This is a genomic window from Xanthomonas pisi DSM 18956, from assembly GCF_001010415.1.
Classification (GTDB): domain Bacteria; phylum Pseudomonadota; class Gammaproteobacteria; order Xanthomonadales; family Xanthomonadaceae; genus Xanthomonas; species Xanthomonas pisi.
This window is the reverse complement of sequence record NZ_JPLE01000067.1, coordinates 1-17,873: the sequence shown is the minus strand read 5'-3', so window position 1 is coordinate 17,873 and position 17,873 is coordinate 1. Positions and strand designations below refer to the sequence as shown.

Sequence of the window (17,873 nt, the reverse complement as noted above, 5' to 3'; positions counted from 1 at the left end):
CAGCTCTCTTCGCCTGAGAACAGGACCACGGCGACAAACAGCCAGCGATCCAGCGCGCCTCATCAGGCCACCAAGACCGACACACCGCGCCGACGCCACGCAGCGGCTCGCCCACCCGCCAACGCGCAACCGCACTCTCAACCGCACGCAGCGTTGCCGCCACGCGCTTGAACCGCGCGCCACACCGGCGGACAATGCGTATGTTGCGCCGCACAACACCGTGCGACGCGGGCCGATCCAGCGCCGTCAGGCGCCGTGGGCACGGCCCGGCAACCGAGAGTCCGATGTCTTCCAGCGTGTCCGAGGCCGGCGTGACGCCGCCGCGTTATCCCGACTACCGCATCATTTCACTGATTCTGGCGTGCGCCATTTTCATGGAGCAGATGGACGCCACGGTGCTGGCGACCGCGCTGCCGACGCTGGCGCGCGACTTCGGCGTCGCCGCACCTGCCATGAGCATCGCCATGACCAGCTACCTGCTGGCGCTGGCGGTGCTGATTCCGGCCAGCGGCGCGATCGCCGACCGCTTCGGCCTGCGCCGGGTGTTCAGCGCCTCGATCTGGGTGTTCGTGGGCGGCTCGATCCTGTGTTCGCTGGCCGATAGCCTGCCCACCATGGTGGCAGCGCGTGTGCTGCAAGGCGCCGGCGGCGCGATGATGGCCCCGCTGGGACGGCTGATCCTGCTGCGCACCGTGGAGCGCCGCCATCTGGTGTCGGCGATGGCCTGGACGCTCGTCCCCGCCTTCATCGGCCCGATGCTGGGCCCGCCGCTGGGCGGCTTTTTCGTGTCGTATCTGGATTGGCGCTGGATCTTCTACATCAACGTGCCGATCGGCATTGCCGGCTTTTTGCTGGTACGCCGTTTCATCCCGGAAATTCCCACCGAAACCACTCCGGCACGTTTCGACCTGCGCGGCTTCGTGTTGTGCGGCACCGCGCTGGGCTGCCTGCTGTTCGGCCTGGAAATGGTCAGCCAGCAGGACGGCCTCGGCATGGCCAGTTGGTTGCTGGCCATCGGCGCCGCCGCGTCCGTGGGATATCTGTGGCACGCACGTCACCACCCGGCGCCGCTGCTGGATCTGACCCTGCTGCGCATCGACTCGTTCCGGCTGTCGGTGATCGGTGGCGCGCTGATGCGCATCACCCAGGGCGCGCACCCGTTCCTGCTGCCGTTGCTGTTCCAGATCGGCTTCGGGTTCAGCGCCGCGCACAGCGGGCGGCTGATTCTGGCCACCGCACTCGGTGCGTTGCTGATGCGCAGCGTCACTCCGCAATTGCTGCGCCGTTTCGGCTACCGCAATAGCCTGATCGGCAACGGCATCCTGGCCAGCCTGGGGTACATGGTGTGTGCGCTGTTCCGGCCCGACTGGCCGCCGGCGCTGATGTTCGGCCTGCTGCTGTGCTGCGGCGCCTTCATGTCGTTCCAGTTCGCCGCCTACAACACCATCGCCTACGAAAACGTGCCCGGCGCGCGCATGAGCCGCGCCAGCAGCCTGTACACCACCTTGCAGCAGTTGATGCTGTCGGTGGGCGTGTGCGCCGGCGCGATGATCCTCAAGCTGGCGATGCTGGCCGGCGATCACACCCAACCGGCGCAACGCGATTTTTCGCTCGCGTTCTGCGTGGTCAGCCTGATTTCGCTCAGCGCCACCTGGTGGCATGTGCGCTTCGACAAGCATGCCGGGCAGGAAATGAGCGGACACCGGGCTTCGCGTGGCTGACACCCCTGCTGCGTCAACGGCGGGCTTGCAATGCCGTCAGCCGGGTTCCGCATTGCTCTCCGCCAGCATCCTGGGTTGCCAGGCGCCGACCACAGTGGGTCAGCCACCCATGGCACCTGTCCATGCGCCTGGATTGCATGACGGCACCCGCCGGCTGCCGTCATGCCTCGATCAACGCGCGTGCCTGGCGCGTCGCTGCGCCGCCTCGGCGCGCGTCACCAGCAAGAACGCCAGCGGAAACCCGATTTCGATGGCAACCGCCGGGAAGATACCGGCGTTGACATGCCCGGCCGCCCATTCCCACACGCCCAACACCGCCAGCAACAGGCACGCGGTGGCAAAGCCGGCAATCACCGCGCGGCGCCCCGGCGATGGCGGCGCAGCGCGCACCAGCAACAGCATCACGCCGATGGCCGCGTACATCGGCGCGGCGCGGCGGCCGACCACGCCTAGCGCATCGCTGTCGAAGGCGACGCCCCAGTTGGCGAGCATGCTTGCAGGCGCCAGCAGCCAGGCCGCGCCCAATGCAAAGAACAACAGTGCCGACAGCGTAGCCAGGTAGCGGAATGCACGCGATGCAGTTGGCGTGCTCATGCGTTCACATCCACGACCGTGCGCCCCTGCACCTTGCCATCCAGTAGCTGGGCGGCAGTCTGTGCCACCTCCGCCAGACCGATGGTCGTGGTGGTCAACGCCAGCGTGCCCAACGCCAGGTCCTGCGCCAGGCGCGACCACGCCTGCAGGCGTACTGCCTGCGGCGCGTTGACCGAATCGATGCCGGCCAGCGTGACGTTGCGCAGGATGAAAGGCAGTACCGAGGCCGGCAGTTGAACGCCTTGCGCCATGCCGAACGAGCTCACCACGCCGCGATACTGCGTCTGCGCAAGCGCATTGGCCAGCGTGTGGCTGCCCACCCCATCCACCACGCCTGCCCAGCGCTCCTTGCTGATCGGTGCGCCGGGTTCGGACAGCGTGTTGCGGTCGATGACCTCGGCAGCGCCCAGGCTGTGCAGATATGCGGCCTGTTCCAGCCGGCCGGTGGAGGCGACCACGCGATACCCCAGATCTGCCAGCAACGCGATGGCCACCGAACCGGCGCCGCCATTTGCGCCGGTGACCAGGATGTCGCCGCGTTCGGGCGTCAGCCCGCCGTGCTCCAGCGCCATCACCGCCAGCATGGCGGTATAGCCGGCCGTGCCGATCGCCATCGCATCGTGGGTGGAGAACGCCGCTGGAATCTTGATCAGCCAGTCGCCGGGCAGCCGCGCCTTTTGCGCATAGCCGCCGTGATGGGTCTGGCTCAAGCCCCATCCATTGACCAGTACCCGCTCTCCCACCGCAATCCCGGAGTGGCTGGACGCTTCGACCACACCGGCAAGATCGATACCGGGAATCAGCGGAAAGCGGCGAATGATCGGGCCACGTCCGGTGACCGCCAAGGCATCCTTGTAGTTGACGGTCGAGTACTCGACGGCAATCGTCACCTCGCCCGGCATGAGGTCGTCGTCGTCAAACTGCACAAGCTTGGTCACAACGATGTCGTTGGTTTGCGTGGCGAGCAATGCATTGAAGGTCATCGCCTTCTCCTGTTCGGATCGAGGCCGCGCGCGTTAGCGCGCCACGGCGGAATATCGACAACGGCATGCGGTCGCCGCCATCGCCCTTGCTTGTCTGAGCAACGTTTAACGACCCCTAGCTGGCATGCGTGGGCGTCTTGGCATCAACAGGCGTCTTCGCATCCAGCTGCAGATTCTTGCGAATCAGCACCTGGAACACGCCTGCCGGTGCAAACCGCCGCAAGAACTGGAGTTGTCCGGCGATCTTGCCTGCGGTGTAGCGCAGCTTGGGGTGCTGGGCGCGGGCCGCCTTGACCACCACCTCTGCCACGACGGAGGGCTCGTCTCCAATGGCCATCGCCTGCGCGACAACCTTGCCAACCTGCGAGCGGACCTGCCGATAGACTTCCAGCGGCGCGTCGGGCTCCAGAGTGTTCGCCTCGAACTGTGTCTTGGTGTAGGCCGGCTCGATGACCGTGACCCGGATCCCGTAGCTGCGCACCTCGTGGTCTACGGCTTCGGAATACCCTTCCACCGCGTGCTTGCTGGCGGCATACAGCGCCGCATACGGTGCGGGCACCAAGCCGACGATCGAGCCGATATTGATGATGCGGCCACTGCCTTGACGGCGCATCTGCGGTAACACCGCGCGAGTCATACGCACAACGCCCAGGAAATTGGTATCGACAATGGCCTTGGCATGCTCGATCGAGCTTTCCTCCGCCGCTGCGGGAGACACGCCGAAACCGGCGTTGTTGACCAGCAGGTCGATGCGCCCCTCCAGCTGCAGCAGTTCCTGGATGGCCGCATCGACTGACGCGTCGCTGGTCACATCCAGCGTCAGCAGCTTGAAGGCGTGTGATCCGGATTGCGCGCTGCGACGGCTGGTGCCATACACCGTATAGCCGCTGGCGGCCAACGCCTTGGCACTCGCTTCGCCAATACCGGAGGATGCGCCAGTCACCAGCGCAACAGGGGATTTGCTTGTCATAGGACGTCCTAAAGGGCAGTGAGTGACGAGCGCAGTTGCTTGAAGATCGAGCAACTGCGCGCAAGGAAAATCGCAGCGTGGTGGCAGATCACTGCCGATGCATCGTAGAAAATGGGTGCAAAGCTAGTGCTGGTTGCGAAGATGGAATTGATTGAGTCCGGATGACCGTGCGGCTCGACTGGTACAGCCTCAACCCGCGCGATGCAGACGCACGTGCGTCGGGATGCATGCCGGTTAGTTGGATGGTTGTAACGACGACAGGATCCTGTCGCGAGACACCGCGATGATTTCGTCGGCCAACGAAGAATCGTCCGGGCACGACCGCGACAGCACGATGGCGCCGATGGCGTGCGCCATCATGTCCAGGTTGCTGGCGCGCTCCTGCCTTGCCTCCGCAGTGCCGGGCGCAGCACCGCTGCGGTCGAGCGCAGCCAACAGGTTTTCGACCCCGACAGCAAACGCTTCGCGTACTTCCTGCGGCTGACGTGCGGCGTCGGCGCCCAGCGCAGCCATCGTGCAACCGGTGGCAGGGCTATCGCGATGCCCGCGCGACAGATAGAAGTTCACGAAATCGGTCTTGTCCACGTTCTCCGACTGCGCGGCGATGTTGGCCAGACCGCAGGCGGCCGACTCGGCCATCAGATCCGCCTTGGACCGGAACTGCTTGTAGAACCCACCGTGGGTGAACCCTGCAGCGGCCATCAAGTCGGCGATACCGATCCCTTCATAACCGCGCTCGCGAAACAGCAACGAGGCTGTTTCGACGACGTGCGCGCGATTCGCCTGTGCCTGTGCCTTGGTCACTTTCATCGTTGGACCCTCCGAGAGGTGTGCATGGTTTGAGGAGGCTGAAGCAATTAATGATGTTGGATGTCATCAAAGTGTTGACACTTTAGATTTTGATCGTAATCTTTGTCAACCACATCTTTCTGGTAACACGCAATGAGTCAGTCCCTGCTGTTCGAACCCTACGCCCTGGGCACCCTGACGCTGGCAAATCGCATCGTCATGGCCCCGCTGACGCGCAACCGGGCCGGCGCCGGCCTGGTGCCCACCGCCCTGACTGCTACCTATTACGCACAGCGCGCCTCGGCCGGCTTATTGATCACAGAGGCAACCCAGATATCGCCGCAGGCCCAGGGCTATCAGGACACCCCCGGCCTGTACACGCCCGAGCAGATCGCCGGCTGGCGCACCGTCACCGACGCCGTGCATGCCAAGGGCGGGCGCATCTTCGTTCAGCTCTGGCATGTGGGCCGCGTGTCGCATGTCGACCTGCAGCCGGGCGGCGCGGCACCGGTGGCGCCCTCGGCGATCCGCGCGGCGACCAAGGTGTTCGTCAACAACGGCTTTGCCGATGTCTCCGAACCACGCGCATTGGAGTTGCACGAACTGCCGGGCATCGTCGACGACTTCCGACAGGCAGCGGCCAATGCGATTGCCGCCGGCTTCGATGGCGTCGAGATCCACGGTGCCAACGGCTACCTGCTGGAGCAGTTCATCAAGGACGGTGCCAACCAGCGCACCGATGCCTATGGTGGTTCGATCGAAAACCGCGCACGCCTGTTGCTGGAGGTTGCCACTGCAGTGAGCAAGCAGATCGGCGCCGATCGCACCGGCGTGCGCATTTCGCCGGTGTCGCCGGCGAGCGGCATTTCCGGCAGCGACCCACAGCCGCAGTACGACTACATCGCCGAACAGCTCGATGCGCTGGGCATCGTGTATCTGCACGTGGTCGAAGGTGCGACCGGCGGCCCACGCGATGCGGCACCGTTCGACTATGCCGCGTTGCGCAGCAAGTTCACCCGCACGTACCTGGCCAACAACGGCTACGACCTGGAGTTGGCCAACACCCAGCTTGGCGCAGGCAACGCCGACCTGTTTGCCTTCGGCCGCCCGTTCATCAGCAACCCCGATCTGGTCGAACGCCTGCACACCGGCGCGGCGCTGGCGCCCTTGAACCCGGCCACGCTCTATGGCGGTGGCGCCGGGGGCTACATCGATTATCCGACTCTCACCGGCTAAGGCGTTCTCGCCTCTGCCCCCCTTCGTCACTCGCTCACCAAGGAACGTTTCATGACCACACTACCCGCTGTCCTCATCACTGGCGCCTCCACCGGTATCGGCGCGGTCTATGCCGAACGCTTCGCCCAACGCGGCCACAACCTCGTGCTGGTCGCTCGCGACAAGGAACGCCTGGACGCCCTGGCCGCGCGCCTGCGCGACAGCCACCGCGTCAGCGTCGATGTACTGCAGGCCGACCTGACCCAGCCCGCCGACCTGACTGCCGTGGAAACCCGTCTGCGCGACGATGCGCTGATCGGGATCCTGGTCAACAACGCCGGCATCGCGCAATCGGGCGGCATCGTGCAGCAGGACGCGATGGCGATCGATCGCCTGATTGCACTCAACATCACCGCGTTGACGCGTCTTTCTGCCGCCGTTGCGCCGCGCTTTGCGCAGTCCGGCAGCGGTGCCATCGTCAACCTCGGATCGGTCGTGGGGCTGGCGCCCGAATTCGGCATGAGCGTCTATGGCGCCACCAAGGCCTTCGTGCTGTTCCTGTCGCAGGGGCTGCACGTGGAGCTTGGCGGCAAGGGCGTGTACGTACAGGCAGTCCTGCCGGCCGGCACGCGCACCGAGATCTGGGAGCGTGCCGGCATCGACATCAACACGCTCAGCGACTTGATGGACGTTGGCGAACTGGTCGATGCCGCGCTGGTCGGCTTCGATCGCCGCGAGCTGGTCACCATTCCGCCGCTGCACGTGGCCGAGCGTTGGGACGCACTGGATGGCGCGCGCCAGGGGTTGTTGTCGGACATCCGGCAGGCCAATGCCGCAGCGCGTTATCAACCGGCGGCCTGAGCGACAGTGACTCAGCGCCGGTCTCAATACCCAATGCTGCGGGCCTGCGGCATTGGCCGCGCACTCGCACCACTGCACGACTAAAGGACACGCACCAGCCCGCATGCACTGACGCAAAAGGCCGCCCAAGGGCGGCCTTTTGCGTCGCAGACAACAACCTCATCCTCCGATGAGCGGCGACATGACGGTAGAGCGACCGCTCTGCCGTCATGTCGCGGCACACGATCACACCCCGTGCGCCGCCAACTGGCCAAGCCGCTGCACCGCCACCGACACGGTCGGGTAGTCCAGCGTCTTCTGCTCGGCCACGTCGGCGAGCATGGCCAGGGTGAAGCGCAGGCTGGAATCGTCGCGCGCCAGCCAGTTGGCCACCTTGTCCTCGGCAGTGCTGCCGGACATGGTCAGCACCTGACCCACCAGCGCACGCTGATGCGCGGCCAGTTCGTCGCGCAGCACGCCACGCGCCACCGCATGCCAGCGGCCGTTGACCTCCAGCGCGTCGATCTGCTCGAACAACCACGGCAGCCGCAGTGCATCGCCCAGGCGGAAATGCACCTTGGACACTTCCACCGGCTTGAGCTTGCGGGTGCGCGCGGTCTCGATGATGTCGAAGGCCGGCTCCAGGTAACGCAACTCGCACAGCTGCTGCGCCAGTTGCGGCGGCAGGCCCTTTTCCTGCCATTCCCTCACGCTGCCTTCGTACTGCGGACGCTGCGCATCCGACAACACGCCCGATGCCACGCGGATGTCGTTGAACGGGCCGTGGTAACGCTCCACCGCCGCAGTGATGCCCGGCATCTGGCCCGGACGCAGCAATAGCCAACGCACGAACGAGCGTTGCAGGCGCCAGATCACTTCCAGTGCGTCGATCTGCACCGACTCGGGCACCTTGCCGTCCAGCGCATCGATCTGCGTCCACAGCGCGCGCGCATCCAGCGTCTCGCGGCTGATGGTGTAGGCCTTGGCCACCTCGCCGATGCTGCGGCCGGTGTCTTCCTGCATGCGCATCAGGAAGGTGGCGCCCATGCGGTTGATGGTGGTGTTGGTGACCGCGGTGGCGATGATCTCGCGCTTGAGGCGATGGCGCTCCATCGCATCGGCGTACTTCTTCTGCAGCGGCTGCGGGAAGTAGCGCTGCAATTCCTTGGACAGATACGGGTCTTCGGGAATGTCCGATTCCAGCAACTGCTGGAACGCCACCAGCTTGGAATACGACAACAGCACCGACAGCTCCGGCCGGGTCAGGCCCTGCCCGCGCGCCTTGCGTGCCGACAGCTCGGCATCGGAGGGCAGGAATTCGATCTGGCGGTCCAGCAGGCCCTGCAGTTCCAGCGTGCGGATGAAGTGCTGCTTGGAACCCAGCCGCTTGACGCTCATGCGCTCCATCAAGCTGATCGCCTGGTTCTGGCGATAGTTGTCCCACAGCACCAGGTCGGCCACTTCGTCGGTCATCGACGCCAGCAGCTTGTTGCGTGCATCGTAGGTGAGCTTCTTGGCCTGCACCATGTCGTTGAGCAGGATCTTGATGTTCACCTCGTGATCGGAGGTGTCCACGCCGGCCGAGTTGTCGATGAAATCGGTGTTGAGCAACACGCCGGTCTGCGCCGCTTCGATGCGGCCGAGCTGGGTCAGACCCAGGTTGCCGCCCTCGCCCACCACCTTGCAGCGCAGCTCGCCGCCGTTGACGCGCAGGCCGTTGTTGGCGCGGTCGCCCACGTCCGCATGCGACTCGCTGGCCGCCTTGACGTAGGTGCCGATGCCGCCGTTCCAGAACAGGTCCACCGGCGCCTTGAGGATGGCGTTCATCAGCTCGTTGGGCGAGAGCTGCTTGACATTGGACTCCAGCCCGAGCGCCTCGCGCACCGGCGCGCTGATGTCGATGGATTTGAGCGTGCGCGGATAGATGCCGCCACCGGCGCTGATCAGCTTGGCCTCGTAATCGGCCCAGCTGGAACGCGGCAGCTTGAACAGGCGCTCGCGCTCGGCGAACGAGGCAGCGGCATCCGGCGACGGATCGAGGAAGATATGCCGGTGATCGAACGCGGCCAGCAGGCGGATGTGCTTCGAGAGCAGCATGCCGTTGCCGAACACGTCGCCGGACATGTCGCCGATGCCGACCACGCTGAAATCCTGGCTCTGGCAATCGCGGCCCATCGCACGGAAGTGGCGTTTGACCGACTCCCACGCGCCTCGCGCGGTGATGCCCATGCCCTTGTGGTCGTAGCCCACCGAGCCGCCGGAGGCGAACGCATCCCCGAGCCAGAAGCCGTGATCCAGCGCCAGCCCGTTGGCGATGTCGGAGAACGTGGCGGTGCCCTTGTCGGCCGCGACCACCAGGTACGGGTCGTCCTGATCGTGGCGCACCACCTGCGGCGGCGGCACGATCTTGCCGCCGACGATGTTGTCGGTGATGTCGAGCAGGCCCTGGATGAACAGCTTGTAGCAGGCGATGCCCTCGGCCTGCACCGCGTCGCGGTCGCCACCCACCGGCGAGCGCTTGACGTAGAAACCGCCCTTGGCGCCGACCGGCACGATCACCGTGTTCTTGACCATCTGCGCCTTGACCAGCCCCAGCACCTCGGTGCGGAAATCCTCGCGACGGTCCGACCAGCGCAGGCCGCCACGGGCCACCGCGCCGAAGCGCAGGTGCACGCCTTCTACGCGCGGGCCGTAGACGAAGATTTCGCGATACGGACGCGGCTTGGGCAGGTCGGGCACGATCGACGAATCCAGCTTGAAGCTGATGCAATGGCCGTACTTGCCCTGCTTGTCGGTCTGGTAGTAGTTGGTGCGCAGCGTGGCGTCGATCACATCGATGAAGCTGCGCAGGATGCGGTCTTCGTCCAGGCTGGACACGCGGTCCATCAGCTTGAGCAAGGTGGCGCGGGTGGCCTCCTGCTGCGCAGTGCGGTCGCCGCCGCGTGCCTCGAGTACCGGTTCCAGGGCCTTGAGCGTGGCTTCGTCGCTGCCCGCCAGCGCGGAGAGTTCCTCGCGCAGACGTTCCTGGCCGGCAAAGATCTGTGCCTTTGTTTCGCTGCCGGTGGACGGGTCGAAGCGCGCTTCGAACAGTTCCACCAACAGGCGCGCCAGCAACGGATAACGGGTGAACGTGGCTTCCACATAGGCCTGCGAGAACGGCACCGCGGTCTGCAGCAGGTACTTGCAGTAACCGCGCAGCAACGCGACCTGACGCCAGTGCAGGCCGGCGGCCAGGATCAGACGGTTGAAACCGTCGTTTTCGGCATCGCCATTCCAGATGCGCTCGAACGCTTCGCCGAAGCCGGCATCGGCATGCGCGGCATTGATCTTGCCCGCGGTCGATTCGACTTCGAAATCCTGGATATAGACCGGCGTCTCGCCCACCTGCAGCCGATACGGCCGCTCGGAGATCACGCGCAGGCCCATGTTTTCCATCATCGGCATCGCATCCGACAACGGGATGTCGTCGAGCTGGCGGTACAGCTTCAAGCGCAGGCCCTCGCCCGCATCCAGCCGCACACCGTCGTCGCGGCGGATTTCCTGCAGGCTCAGATGCAGATCGTCCGGGCCATCCAGGGTTGCCAGGTGTTCGACGTCGGACACCGCCGATTCGATCGACGAATCTTCGATGTAACCGGCCGGCAACGCGCGGCCGAAATTGGCCGCCATGCGCAGCCCGTTGGCCTCGCCGTGACGCGCCACCAGCGCTTCGCGCAGGGCATCGCGCCAGTTGCGCAGCAGATGCGCCAGGCGCGATTCGAGTTCGGTGGTATTGAATTCCAGCGCTTCGCCGCTCTTGGGCCGCACGATCAGATGCAGCTGCGCCAGCGGCGATTCGCCCAGCACCACCGACGAGTCGATGTATTCGCCATGCAAGGCGTCTTTGAGCAGCGCCTCGATGCGCAGGCGCACATCGGTGTTGAAGCGCTCGCGCGGGATGTACACCAGCGCAGAAATGAAACGGCTGTACTTGTCGCGGCGCAGGAACATGCGGCTACGCACGCGCTCCTGCAACCCCAGGATGCCGATCGCGGTGCGGTACAGCTCTTCTTCGTTGGACTGGAACAGTTCCTCGCGCGGCAGCGTCTCCAGGATATGCCGCAGGGCCTTGCCGCTATGGCTGCTCGGGGTCAGCCCGGACTTGCTCATCACGTACTCGTGGCGCTGGCGCACCAGCGGGATTTCCCACGGCCGGCGGTTGTAGGCGCTGGAGGTGAACAGGCCCAGGAAGCGCTGCTCGCCGACGATGCGGCCCTTGGCATCGAATTCCAGGATGCCGATGTAATCCATGTAGCCAACCCGATGCACGCGCGAACGTGCATTGGTCTTGGTCAGGATCAACGCGTCCTTGAGCTTGGACGAGGCGTTCAGGCCATGCGCCGCCAGCGTGGTCACCGGGCGCGCCGGCGAGGTGTCGTGGCCGCGCATCAGGCCCAGGCCGGTTTCCTCTACCGGTGCCAGCACGTCCTGCCCAGCCTGTTTCTCCACGCGGTATTCGCGGTAGCCGAAGAAGGTGAAATGGTCGGCAGCGGCCCAGCGCAGGAACTCCTGCGCTTCGTGACGGCTGATGTCGTCGATCGGCAGGCGGCGGGTGGCCAGGTCGTCGGCCAGCATCACCATCTTTTCGCGCATCGCTGCCCAGTCGTGCACGATGGCGCGCACTTCGCCCAGCACCTTGCGCACCGCCGCTTCCACCTTGGCCATCTCATCGGCGGGCTGACGGTCGATCTCCAGCACCATCAGCGACTCGCTCTTGCCCTCGCCCACGGCGGTCAGCTTGCCGGCCTTGTCGCGCGCGATGCGCAGCACCGGGTGGCCGAGCACATGCACGCCGATGCCCAGGTCCGACAGGGTCATGCTCACCGAATCCACCAGGAACGGCATGTCGTCATTGACGATCTGCAGCAGCGTGTGCGGCGACTCGTAGCCGTGGCTCTTCAGGGTGGGGTTGAACACCCGTACATTGACCGTCCCGGCCTTGCGCACGCGCGCAAATTCCAGCATGTCGGCCGCCAGCGCCGCCCACTGCTCGGGCGGATGGTTCGGGAACTCGTCCTCTTCCATCCGGCGATAGAAGTCGGCCGCGAACGACTGGACCTCGGACTGTCGGGCCGCCGGGTAGCGCTTGCGCAACGCAGCAAACACCGGCTCCAGGGTGACCGCCTGCGGTTCGGTGGCGAGCACGGGGACGGCACGTTCGGCGACCGGTTTGACCGACGTCGTGGACGATTTCGAAGCGGCTTTCTTGGCTGTCATGAGAGAGCTGGGATGCTCGGTGGAAAACCTGAATTGTACCGATGCACCGCGACAACGCCTTGCTGCATAGCGCAAATGCCGAGCCTCCAGCAGACGCGACAGCGGCGCCAAAGCATTATGGCTCTGTAGTTTCCACACGCTTGGCCGGCTGGCGGATCGCTGGATCGCCAGATCCGGCAAAGTCCGGCCCAATGCTTGGCACACAAGGCGTTGCGCAGACCAAACTGCGATCGTCAAGGCTGTTTAAAAACTAAACTGGACGGTATAGTCTACCGCCATGACCCCTCGTTCCCCCCGTGCTGCCCGGCGTTCGGACTGCGATCGCCGCATCCATGCTGCCGTGCATACCTTGCTTGCCGAGCGCGGAATGCGGCTGAGCATGGACGCGGTGGCCGAGCGCGCCGGCTGTTCCAAGCAGACGCTCTACAGTTATTACGGCTGCAAGGAAAACCTGCTGCGCGATGTGCTGCAGGACCACGTCCACCTGGCCACGGTGCCGCTGGGCGCGGTGTCCGGCGATCTGCGCGAGGATCTGCTGGCCTTTGCGCTGGCCCATCTTGACCGCCTCAACAGCCCGGATGTGTTACAGACCTGTCGTTTGGTGGAGGCCGAGTCGCACCGGTTCCCCGATCAGTCGCAACAGATCTTCCATGAGGGCGTCGTCGGCATGCAGCAACGCCTGGCGCATCGCTTCGAGCAAGCGATGGCCGCCGGCCAGCTGCGCCATGACGATCCGCACTTCATGGCCGAACTGCTGCTCAGCATGATCGTCGGGCTGGATTTCGATCGCCAACGCTTCCAGGTACCCCACCGCGCCGGCCTCGCCGCCAGGCAGCAGTGGGCGCAGTTCGCCGTCGAGACCTTTTTGCGGGCGTTTGCCGCGGCCACTGCCGCGCCCGCGCCGGCCCCGCTTGCCCTTTTCTCTTCAAGACCCTAACGGAGTTCCTCCTGATGATTGCCCCGCTCCGCACCTTCGGCCTGGCCTTGGCCATCACCGTGGCGCTCGCTGCCTGCAGCAAGCCCGAACAACAGCAGGCGCCCCCGCCGCCGGAAGTGTCGGTGCTGGAAATGAAACCGCAGACGCTGCCGCTGGAACGCGACCTGGTGGGCCGCCTGTCGGCGTTCCGTTCGGCCGACGTGCGTGCCCGCGTGGACGGCGTCCTGCTCAAGCGCCTGTACACCGAAGGCACCGACGTCAAGGAAGGCCAGCCGCTGTTCGAGATCGACCCGATGCCGCTGCGCGCCTCGTTGCTGCAGGCTCAGGGCCAGCTGGCCGCCGCCGAGGCGACCTATGCCAATGCCCAGATCGCCGCCAAGCGCGCGCGCAGCCTGGCGCCGCAGCAGTACGTCTCGCGTGCCGACATCGATAACGCCGAAGCCACCGAGCGCTCCTCCGGCGCCAGCGTGCAGCAGGCGCGCGGCGCGGTGCAGGCCGCCCGGATCCAGCTCAGCTTCGCCAGCGTCACCTCGCCGATCACCGGCCGCGCCGGCATCCAGCGGGTGACCGAAGGCGCGCTGGTCGGCGCCGGCGAAGCGACCCTGCTGACCACGGTGGACCAGATCGACCCGTTGTACGTCAACTTTGCGATGAGCAGCGAAGAACTCGCCGCGCTGCGCCAGGCGCAGAGCAGCGGCAACGTGCAGCTCAGCGGTGACGGCAAGTCCACCATCAACGTGGAACTGGGCAACGGCGCCCTGTACCCGCACCCCGGTACGCTGGACGTGTCGGCGGTGACGGTGGACCCGAGCACCGGCGCGGTGTCGCTGCGCGCGACCCTGCCCAACCCGGAACTGGCATTGCTGCCGGGCGCGTTCGTGACCTTCAAGGCCAGCCTGGGCCAGCGCAACAACGCCTACCTGCTGCCGCAGCAGGCGCTGCAGCGCGATGCGACCGGCGCCTATGCGCTGGTGCTGGGCAAGGACGGCAAGGTGGTGCGCAAGAACCTCACCGTCGACGGCCAGCAGAAGGGCCAGTGGATCGTGACCGGCGGCGTGACCCCGGGCGACCAGGTCATCGTCGATGGCGTGCAGAAGGCCAAGGAAGGTCAGCCCGCCAAGGGCGTGCCGTGGGATCCGAACAAGCCGGCCGCCGGCGCTCAGCCGGGTCAGCCCGGTGCACCTGGCGCGGCGCCTGCCGCAGGCCAGGCCGGCGATGCCAAGGCCGCACCGGCTACCAACGCCGCCGATGCCGCGGCACCGGCGGCGCAGGAGCAGCCCAAGCAGGATGCGGCGGCGCAGCCGGCCGACTCCCAGTCCAAGCAGCAGTGACGGAACCCGGACATGCCTAAGTTTTTTATCGAACACCCGATCTTTGCCTGGGTGGTGGCGATCCTGATCTCGCTTGCGGGCGTGATCTCGATCCTGAATCTGGGTATCGAGTCGTACCCCACGATCGCCCCGCCGCAGGTCACCGTCACCGCCAACTTCCCCGGTGCCAGTGCCGATACCGCCGAAAAGGCGGTGACGCAGGTCATCGAGCAGCAGCTCACCGGTATCGACCACCTGCTGTACTTCAACTCCTCGTCGGCCTCCAACGGCCGCGTCACCATCACGCTGACCTTCGAAACCGGCACCGACGCGGATATCGCGCAGGTGCAGGTGCAGAACAAGGTGTCGCTGGCCACGCCCCGCCTGCCGTCCGAAGTGACCCAGCAGGGTGTGGTGGTGGCCAAGGCCAATGCCGGCTTCCTGATGGTGGCCGCGCTGCGTTCGGACAACCCGTCGATCAACCGCGATGCGCTCAACGACATCGTCGGCTCGCGCGTGCTCGAGCAGATCTCGCGTGTTCCCGGCGTCGGCAGCACCAACCAGTTCGGCGCCGAGTACGCGATGAACATCTGGTTGAACCCGGAAAAGCTGCAGGGCTACAACCTGTCGGCCACCCAGGTGCTGACCGCGGTGCGTAACCAGAACGTGCAGTTCGCGGCCGGTTCGGTCGGTGCCGACCCCACGCCGGAGGGCATCAGCTTCACCGCCACGGTGTCGGCCGAAGGGCGTTTCAGCTCGCCGGAAGAGTTCGAGAACATCATCCTGCGCACCGACAACAACGGTGCGACCGTGCGCCTGAAGGACGTCGCGCGCGTCACCGTGGGGCCGAGCAACTACGGCTTCGACACCCAGTACAACGGCAAGCCCACCGGTGCCTTCGGTATCCAGCTGCTGCCGGGCGCCAACGCACTGAACGTGTCCGAGGCGGTCGGGGCCAAGCTCGACGAGCTGCAGCCCACCTTCCCGCAGGGCGTGACCTGGTTTGCACCGTACGAGTCGACCACCTTCGTGCGCATCTCCATCGAGGAAGTGGTGCACACGCTGGTGGAAGCCATCGTGCTGGTGTTCCTGGTGATGCTGCTGTTCCTGCAGAACTTCCGCGCCACGGTCATCCCGACCCTGGTGATCCCGGTGGCGCTGCTGGGCACGTTCTTCGGCATGTACGCCATCGGCTTCACCATCAACCAGCTGACGCTGTTTGCGATGGTGCTGGCGATCGGCATCGTGGTGGACGACGCGATCGTGGTGATCGAGAACGTCGAACGCATCATGAGCGAGGAGCATCTGGAGCCGAAGGCCGCCACGCAGAAGGCGATGACCCAGATCACCGGCGCGGTGGTGGCCATCACCGTGGTGCTGGCGGCGGTGTTCATCCCCTCCTCGCTGCAGCCCGGCGCCTCCGGTGCGATCTACAAGCAGTTCGCGCTGACCATCGCCATGTCGATGGGCTTCTCCGCGTTCCTGGCGCTGACCTTCACCCCGGCGCTGTGCGCCAGCTTCCTCAAGCCCACCCATTCAGACAAGAAGAACTGGGTCTACCGTACCTTCGACAAGTACTACGACAAGCTGGCGCATCGCTATGTCGGCGTGGTGGGTCACACGCTGAAGCGCTCGCCGCCGTGGATGATCGTGTTCGTGGTGCTGGTGGTGCTGTGCGGCTTCCTGTTCACCCGCATGCCGGGCAGCTTCCTGCCGGAAGAAGACCAGGGCTTTGCGGTGGCCATCGTGCAGCTGCCGCCGGGCGCCACCAAGATCCGCACCAACGAAGCGTTTGCGCAGATGCGTGCGGTGCTGGAAAAGCAGCCGGCCGTGGAAGGCATGCTGCAGATCGCCGGTTTCAGCTTCCTCGGGTCGGGCGAAAACGTCGGCATGGGCTTCATCCGGCTCAAGCCGTGGGAAGAGCGTGACGTCACTGCCGAACAGTTGATCCAGCAACTCAACGGCGCCTTCTACGGCATCAAGGGCGCGCAGATCTTCGTGGTCAACCTGCCCACCGTGCAGGGCCTTGGCCAGTTCGGCGGCTTCGACATGTGGCTGCAGGACCGTTCCGGCGCAGGTCAGGAAGCATTGACCCAGGCGCGCAACATCGTGCTGGGCAAGGCAGCGCAAAAGGCCGACACCATGGTGGGCGTGCGTCCGAACGGCCTGGAAAATTCGCCGCAGCTGCAGTTGCATGTGGACCGCGTGCAGGCGCAGTCGATGGGTCTGGAAGTCAGCGACATCTACAGCTCGATCCAGCTGATGCTGGCGCCGGTCTATGTCAACGACTACTTCTCCGAAGGCCGCATCAAGCGCGTCAACATCCGTGCCGACGATCAGTTCCGTACCGGCCCCGAGTCGTTGCGCAACTTCTTCACTCCCAGCAGCACCGCCACCGGTGCCGACGGGCAGCCCGGCATGATTCCGCTGAGCAATGTGGTCAAGGCCGAATGGACCTACGCCTCGCCGGCGCTGAATCGCTACAACGGCTATTCGGCGGTGAACATCGTCGGCAACCCGGCCCCGGGCGGTAGCTCCGGCCAGGCGATGACGGCGATGGAAGAGATCGTCAACAACGATCTGCCGCCAGGCTTCGGTTTCGACTGGAGCGGCATGTCGTACCAGGAAATCATTGCCGGTAACGCGGCGACGCTGCTGCTGGCGTTGTCGGTGGTGGTGGTGTTCCTGTGCCTGGCCGCGCTCTACGAGAGCTGGTCGATTCCGGTGGCGGTGCTGATGGTGGTGCCGATCGGCGTGCTGGGGGCGATCACCTTCTCGATGCTGCGTGGCCTGCCGAACGATCTGTACTTCAAGATCGGCATGATCACGGTGATCGGTCTGGCAGCGAAGAACGCGATCCTGATCGTGGAATTTGCGGTGGAGCAGCGTGCGGCGGGCAAGACCCTGCGCGAGGCGACCCTGGAAGCGGCGCATCTGCGTTTCCGCCCGATCCTGATGACTTCGTTCGCCTTCATCCTGGGCGTGTTGCCGCTGGCGATCTCCACCGGTGCCGGCGCCAACTCGCGCCACTCCATCGGTACCGGCGTGATCGGCGGCATGGTGTTCGCCACCGTGCTCGGCGTGATCTTCATCCCGCTGTTCTTCGTGGTGGTGCGGCGCATGCTGGGCGACAAGCTGGACGAACAGTCCAAGGAATACCTGACCGCGCAGAACGACTCGGGTACGCATCGTCCGGATCGTTGATCGATCGGTTGGTCGCAAGACGAAAGCCCCGGCAATGCCGGCAATGCTGTTCAC

At 65.4% G+C, this 17,873-nt stretch carries 11 protein-coding genes; 6 read left to right on the top strand and 5 right to left on the bottom strand.

Translation table 11 applies throughout. From position 1 onward, the window contains the following. Positions 1-284: 284 nt before the first annotated feature. A complete protein-coding gene (locus tag Y887_RS14715; protein ID WP_046965055.1) occupies positions 285-1,721 on the top strand; it encodes a DHA2 family efflux MFS transporter permease subunit in 1,437 nt (478 codons plus the stop codon). A 171-nt stretch (positions 1,722-1,892) separates the two neighbouring features. On the opposite strand, the gene Y887_RS14710 is transcribed toward Y887_RS14715, so the two are convergent. The 4 genes from Y887_RS14710 to Y887_RS14695 all read right to left on the bottom strand — a co-directional run bounded on the left by Y887_RS14710 (position 1,893) and on the right by Y887_RS14695 (position 5,078). Continuing rightward, a complete protein-coding gene (locus Y887_RS14710; protein ID WP_046965054.1) occupies positions 1,893-2,315 on the bottom strand; it encodes a hypothetical protein in 423 nt (140 codons plus the stop codon). Then, on the bottom strand, positions 2,312-3,298 hold the full coding sequence (gene acuI, locus Y887_RS14705; RefSeq protein WP_046965053.1) for an acrylyl-CoA reductase (NADPH): 987 nt from the start codon (positions 3,296-3,298) through the stop codon (positions 2,312-2,314). The genes Y887_RS14710 and acuI overlap by 4 nt, the downstream gene beginning before the upstream one ends. Positions 3,299-3,413: 115 nt before the next feature. After that, positions 3,414-4,268, bottom strand: coding sequence for an oxidoreductase (locus Y887_RS14700; protein WP_046965052.1), 855 nt, complete (start codon positions 4,266-4,268; stop codon positions 3,414-3,416). A gap of 234 nt (positions 4,269-4,502) precedes the next feature. Then, positions 4,503-5,078, bottom strand: coding sequence for a TetR/AcrR family transcriptional regulator (locus tag Y887_RS14695; RefSeq protein ID WP_046965051.1), 576 nt, complete (start codon positions 5,076-5,078; stop codon positions 4,503-4,505). A 132-nt stretch (positions 5,079-5,210) separates the two neighbouring features. Here Y887_RS14695 and Y887_RS14690 point away from each other — a divergent pair, with 132 nt between their 5' ends. Together Y887_RS14690 and Y887_RS14685 are read left to right on the top strand one after the other, a co-directional pair. Beyond that, entirely contained in the window at positions 5,211-6,293 is a 1,083-nt protein-coding gene (locus Y887_RS14690; RefSeq protein ID WP_046965050.1) for an alkene reductase, read from the top strand. Positions 6,294-6,344: 51 nt separating this feature from the next. Next, the gene (locus Y887_RS14685) at positions 6,345-7,133 is read left to right on the top strand and encodes an SDR family NAD(P)-dependent oxidoreductase (RefSeq protein ID WP_046965049.1); all 789 of its coding nucleotides are present in this window, start codon (positions 6,345-6,347) and stop codon (positions 7,131-7,133) included. A gap of 225 nt (positions 7,134-7,358) precedes the next feature. Here the strand turns inward: Y887_RS14685 and Y887_RS14680 are convergent, their stop codons facing one another. Then, a complete protein-coding gene (locus tag Y887_RS14680; protein ID WP_046965048.1) occupies positions 7,359-12,368 on the bottom strand; it encodes an NAD-glutamate dehydrogenase in 5,010 nt (1,669 codons plus the stop codon). Positions 12,369-12,645: 277 nt separating this feature from the next. Between Y887_RS14680 and Y887_RS14675 the strand changes: the two genes are divergently transcribed. The 3 genes from Y887_RS14675 to Y887_RS14665 are packed head-to-tail and all read left to right on the top strand — an operon-like array spanning position 12,646 to position 17,819. Beyond that, positions 12,646-13,305, top strand: a complete 660-nt coding sequence (locus Y887_RS14675) for a TetR/AcrR family transcriptional regulator (protein ID WP_046965047.1) — start codon at positions 12,646-12,648, stop codon at positions 13,303-13,305. 14 nt (positions 13,306-13,319) lie between these two features. After that, positions 13,320-14,636, top strand: a complete 1,317-nt coding sequence (locus tag Y887_RS14670) for an efflux RND transporter periplasmic adaptor subunit (protein ID WP_046965046.1) — start codon at positions 13,320-13,322, stop codon at positions 14,634-14,636. A gap of 12 nt (positions 14,637-14,648) precedes the next feature. Continuing rightward, on the top strand, positions 14,649-17,819 hold the full coding sequence (locus Y887_RS14665; protein ID WP_046965045.1) for a multidrug efflux RND transporter permease subunit: 3,171 nt from the start codon (positions 14,649-14,651) through the stop codon (positions 17,817-17,819). Positions 17,820-17,873 lie beyond the last annotated feature (54 nt).

Excerpts from the sequence above, each read along its gene's own strand:
- Y887_RS14715 (WP_046965055.1), top strand. The coding sequence starts at position 285 with ATGTCTTCCAGCGTGTCCGAGGCCGGCGTGACGCCGCCGCGTTATCCC.
- Y887_RS14710 (WP_046965054.1), bottom strand. The coding sequence starts at position 2,315 with ATGAGCACGCCAACTGCATCGCGTGCATTCCGCTACCTGGCTACGCTG.
- acuI (WP_046965053.1), bottom strand. The coding sequence starts at position 3,298 with ATGACCTTCAATGCATTGCTCGCCACGCAAACCAACGACATCGTTGTG.
- Y887_RS14700 (WP_046965052.1), bottom strand. The coding sequence starts at position 4,268 with ATGACAAGCAAATCCCCTGTTGCGCTGGTGACTGGCGCATCCTCCGGT.
- Y887_RS14695 (WP_046965051.1), bottom strand. The coding sequence starts at position 5,078 with ATGAAAGTGACCAAGGCACAGGCACAGGCGAATCGCGCGCACGTCGTC.
- Y887_RS14690 (WP_046965050.1), top strand. The coding sequence starts at position 5,211 with ATGAGTCAGTCCCTGCTGTTCGAACCCTACGCCCTGGGCACCCTGACG.
- Y887_RS14685 (WP_046965049.1), top strand. The coding sequence starts at position 6,345 with ATGACCACACTACCCGCTGTCCTCATCACTGGCGCCTCCACCGGTATC.
- Y887_RS14680 (WP_046965048.1), bottom strand. The coding sequence starts at position 12,368 with ATGACAGCCAAGAAAGCCGCTTCGAAATCGTCCACGACGTCGGTCAAA.
- Y887_RS14675 (WP_046965047.1), top strand. The coding sequence starts at position 12,646 with ATGACCCCTCGTTCCCCCCGTGCTGCCCGGCGTTCGGACTGCGATCGC.
- Y887_RS14670 (WP_046965046.1), top strand. The coding sequence starts at position 13,320 with ATGATTGCCCCGCTCCGCACCTTCGGCCTGGCCTTGGCCATCACCGTG.
- Y887_RS14665 (WP_046965045.1), top strand. The coding sequence starts at position 14,649 with ATGCCTAAGTTTTTTATCGAACACCCGATCTTTGCCTGGGTGGTGGCG.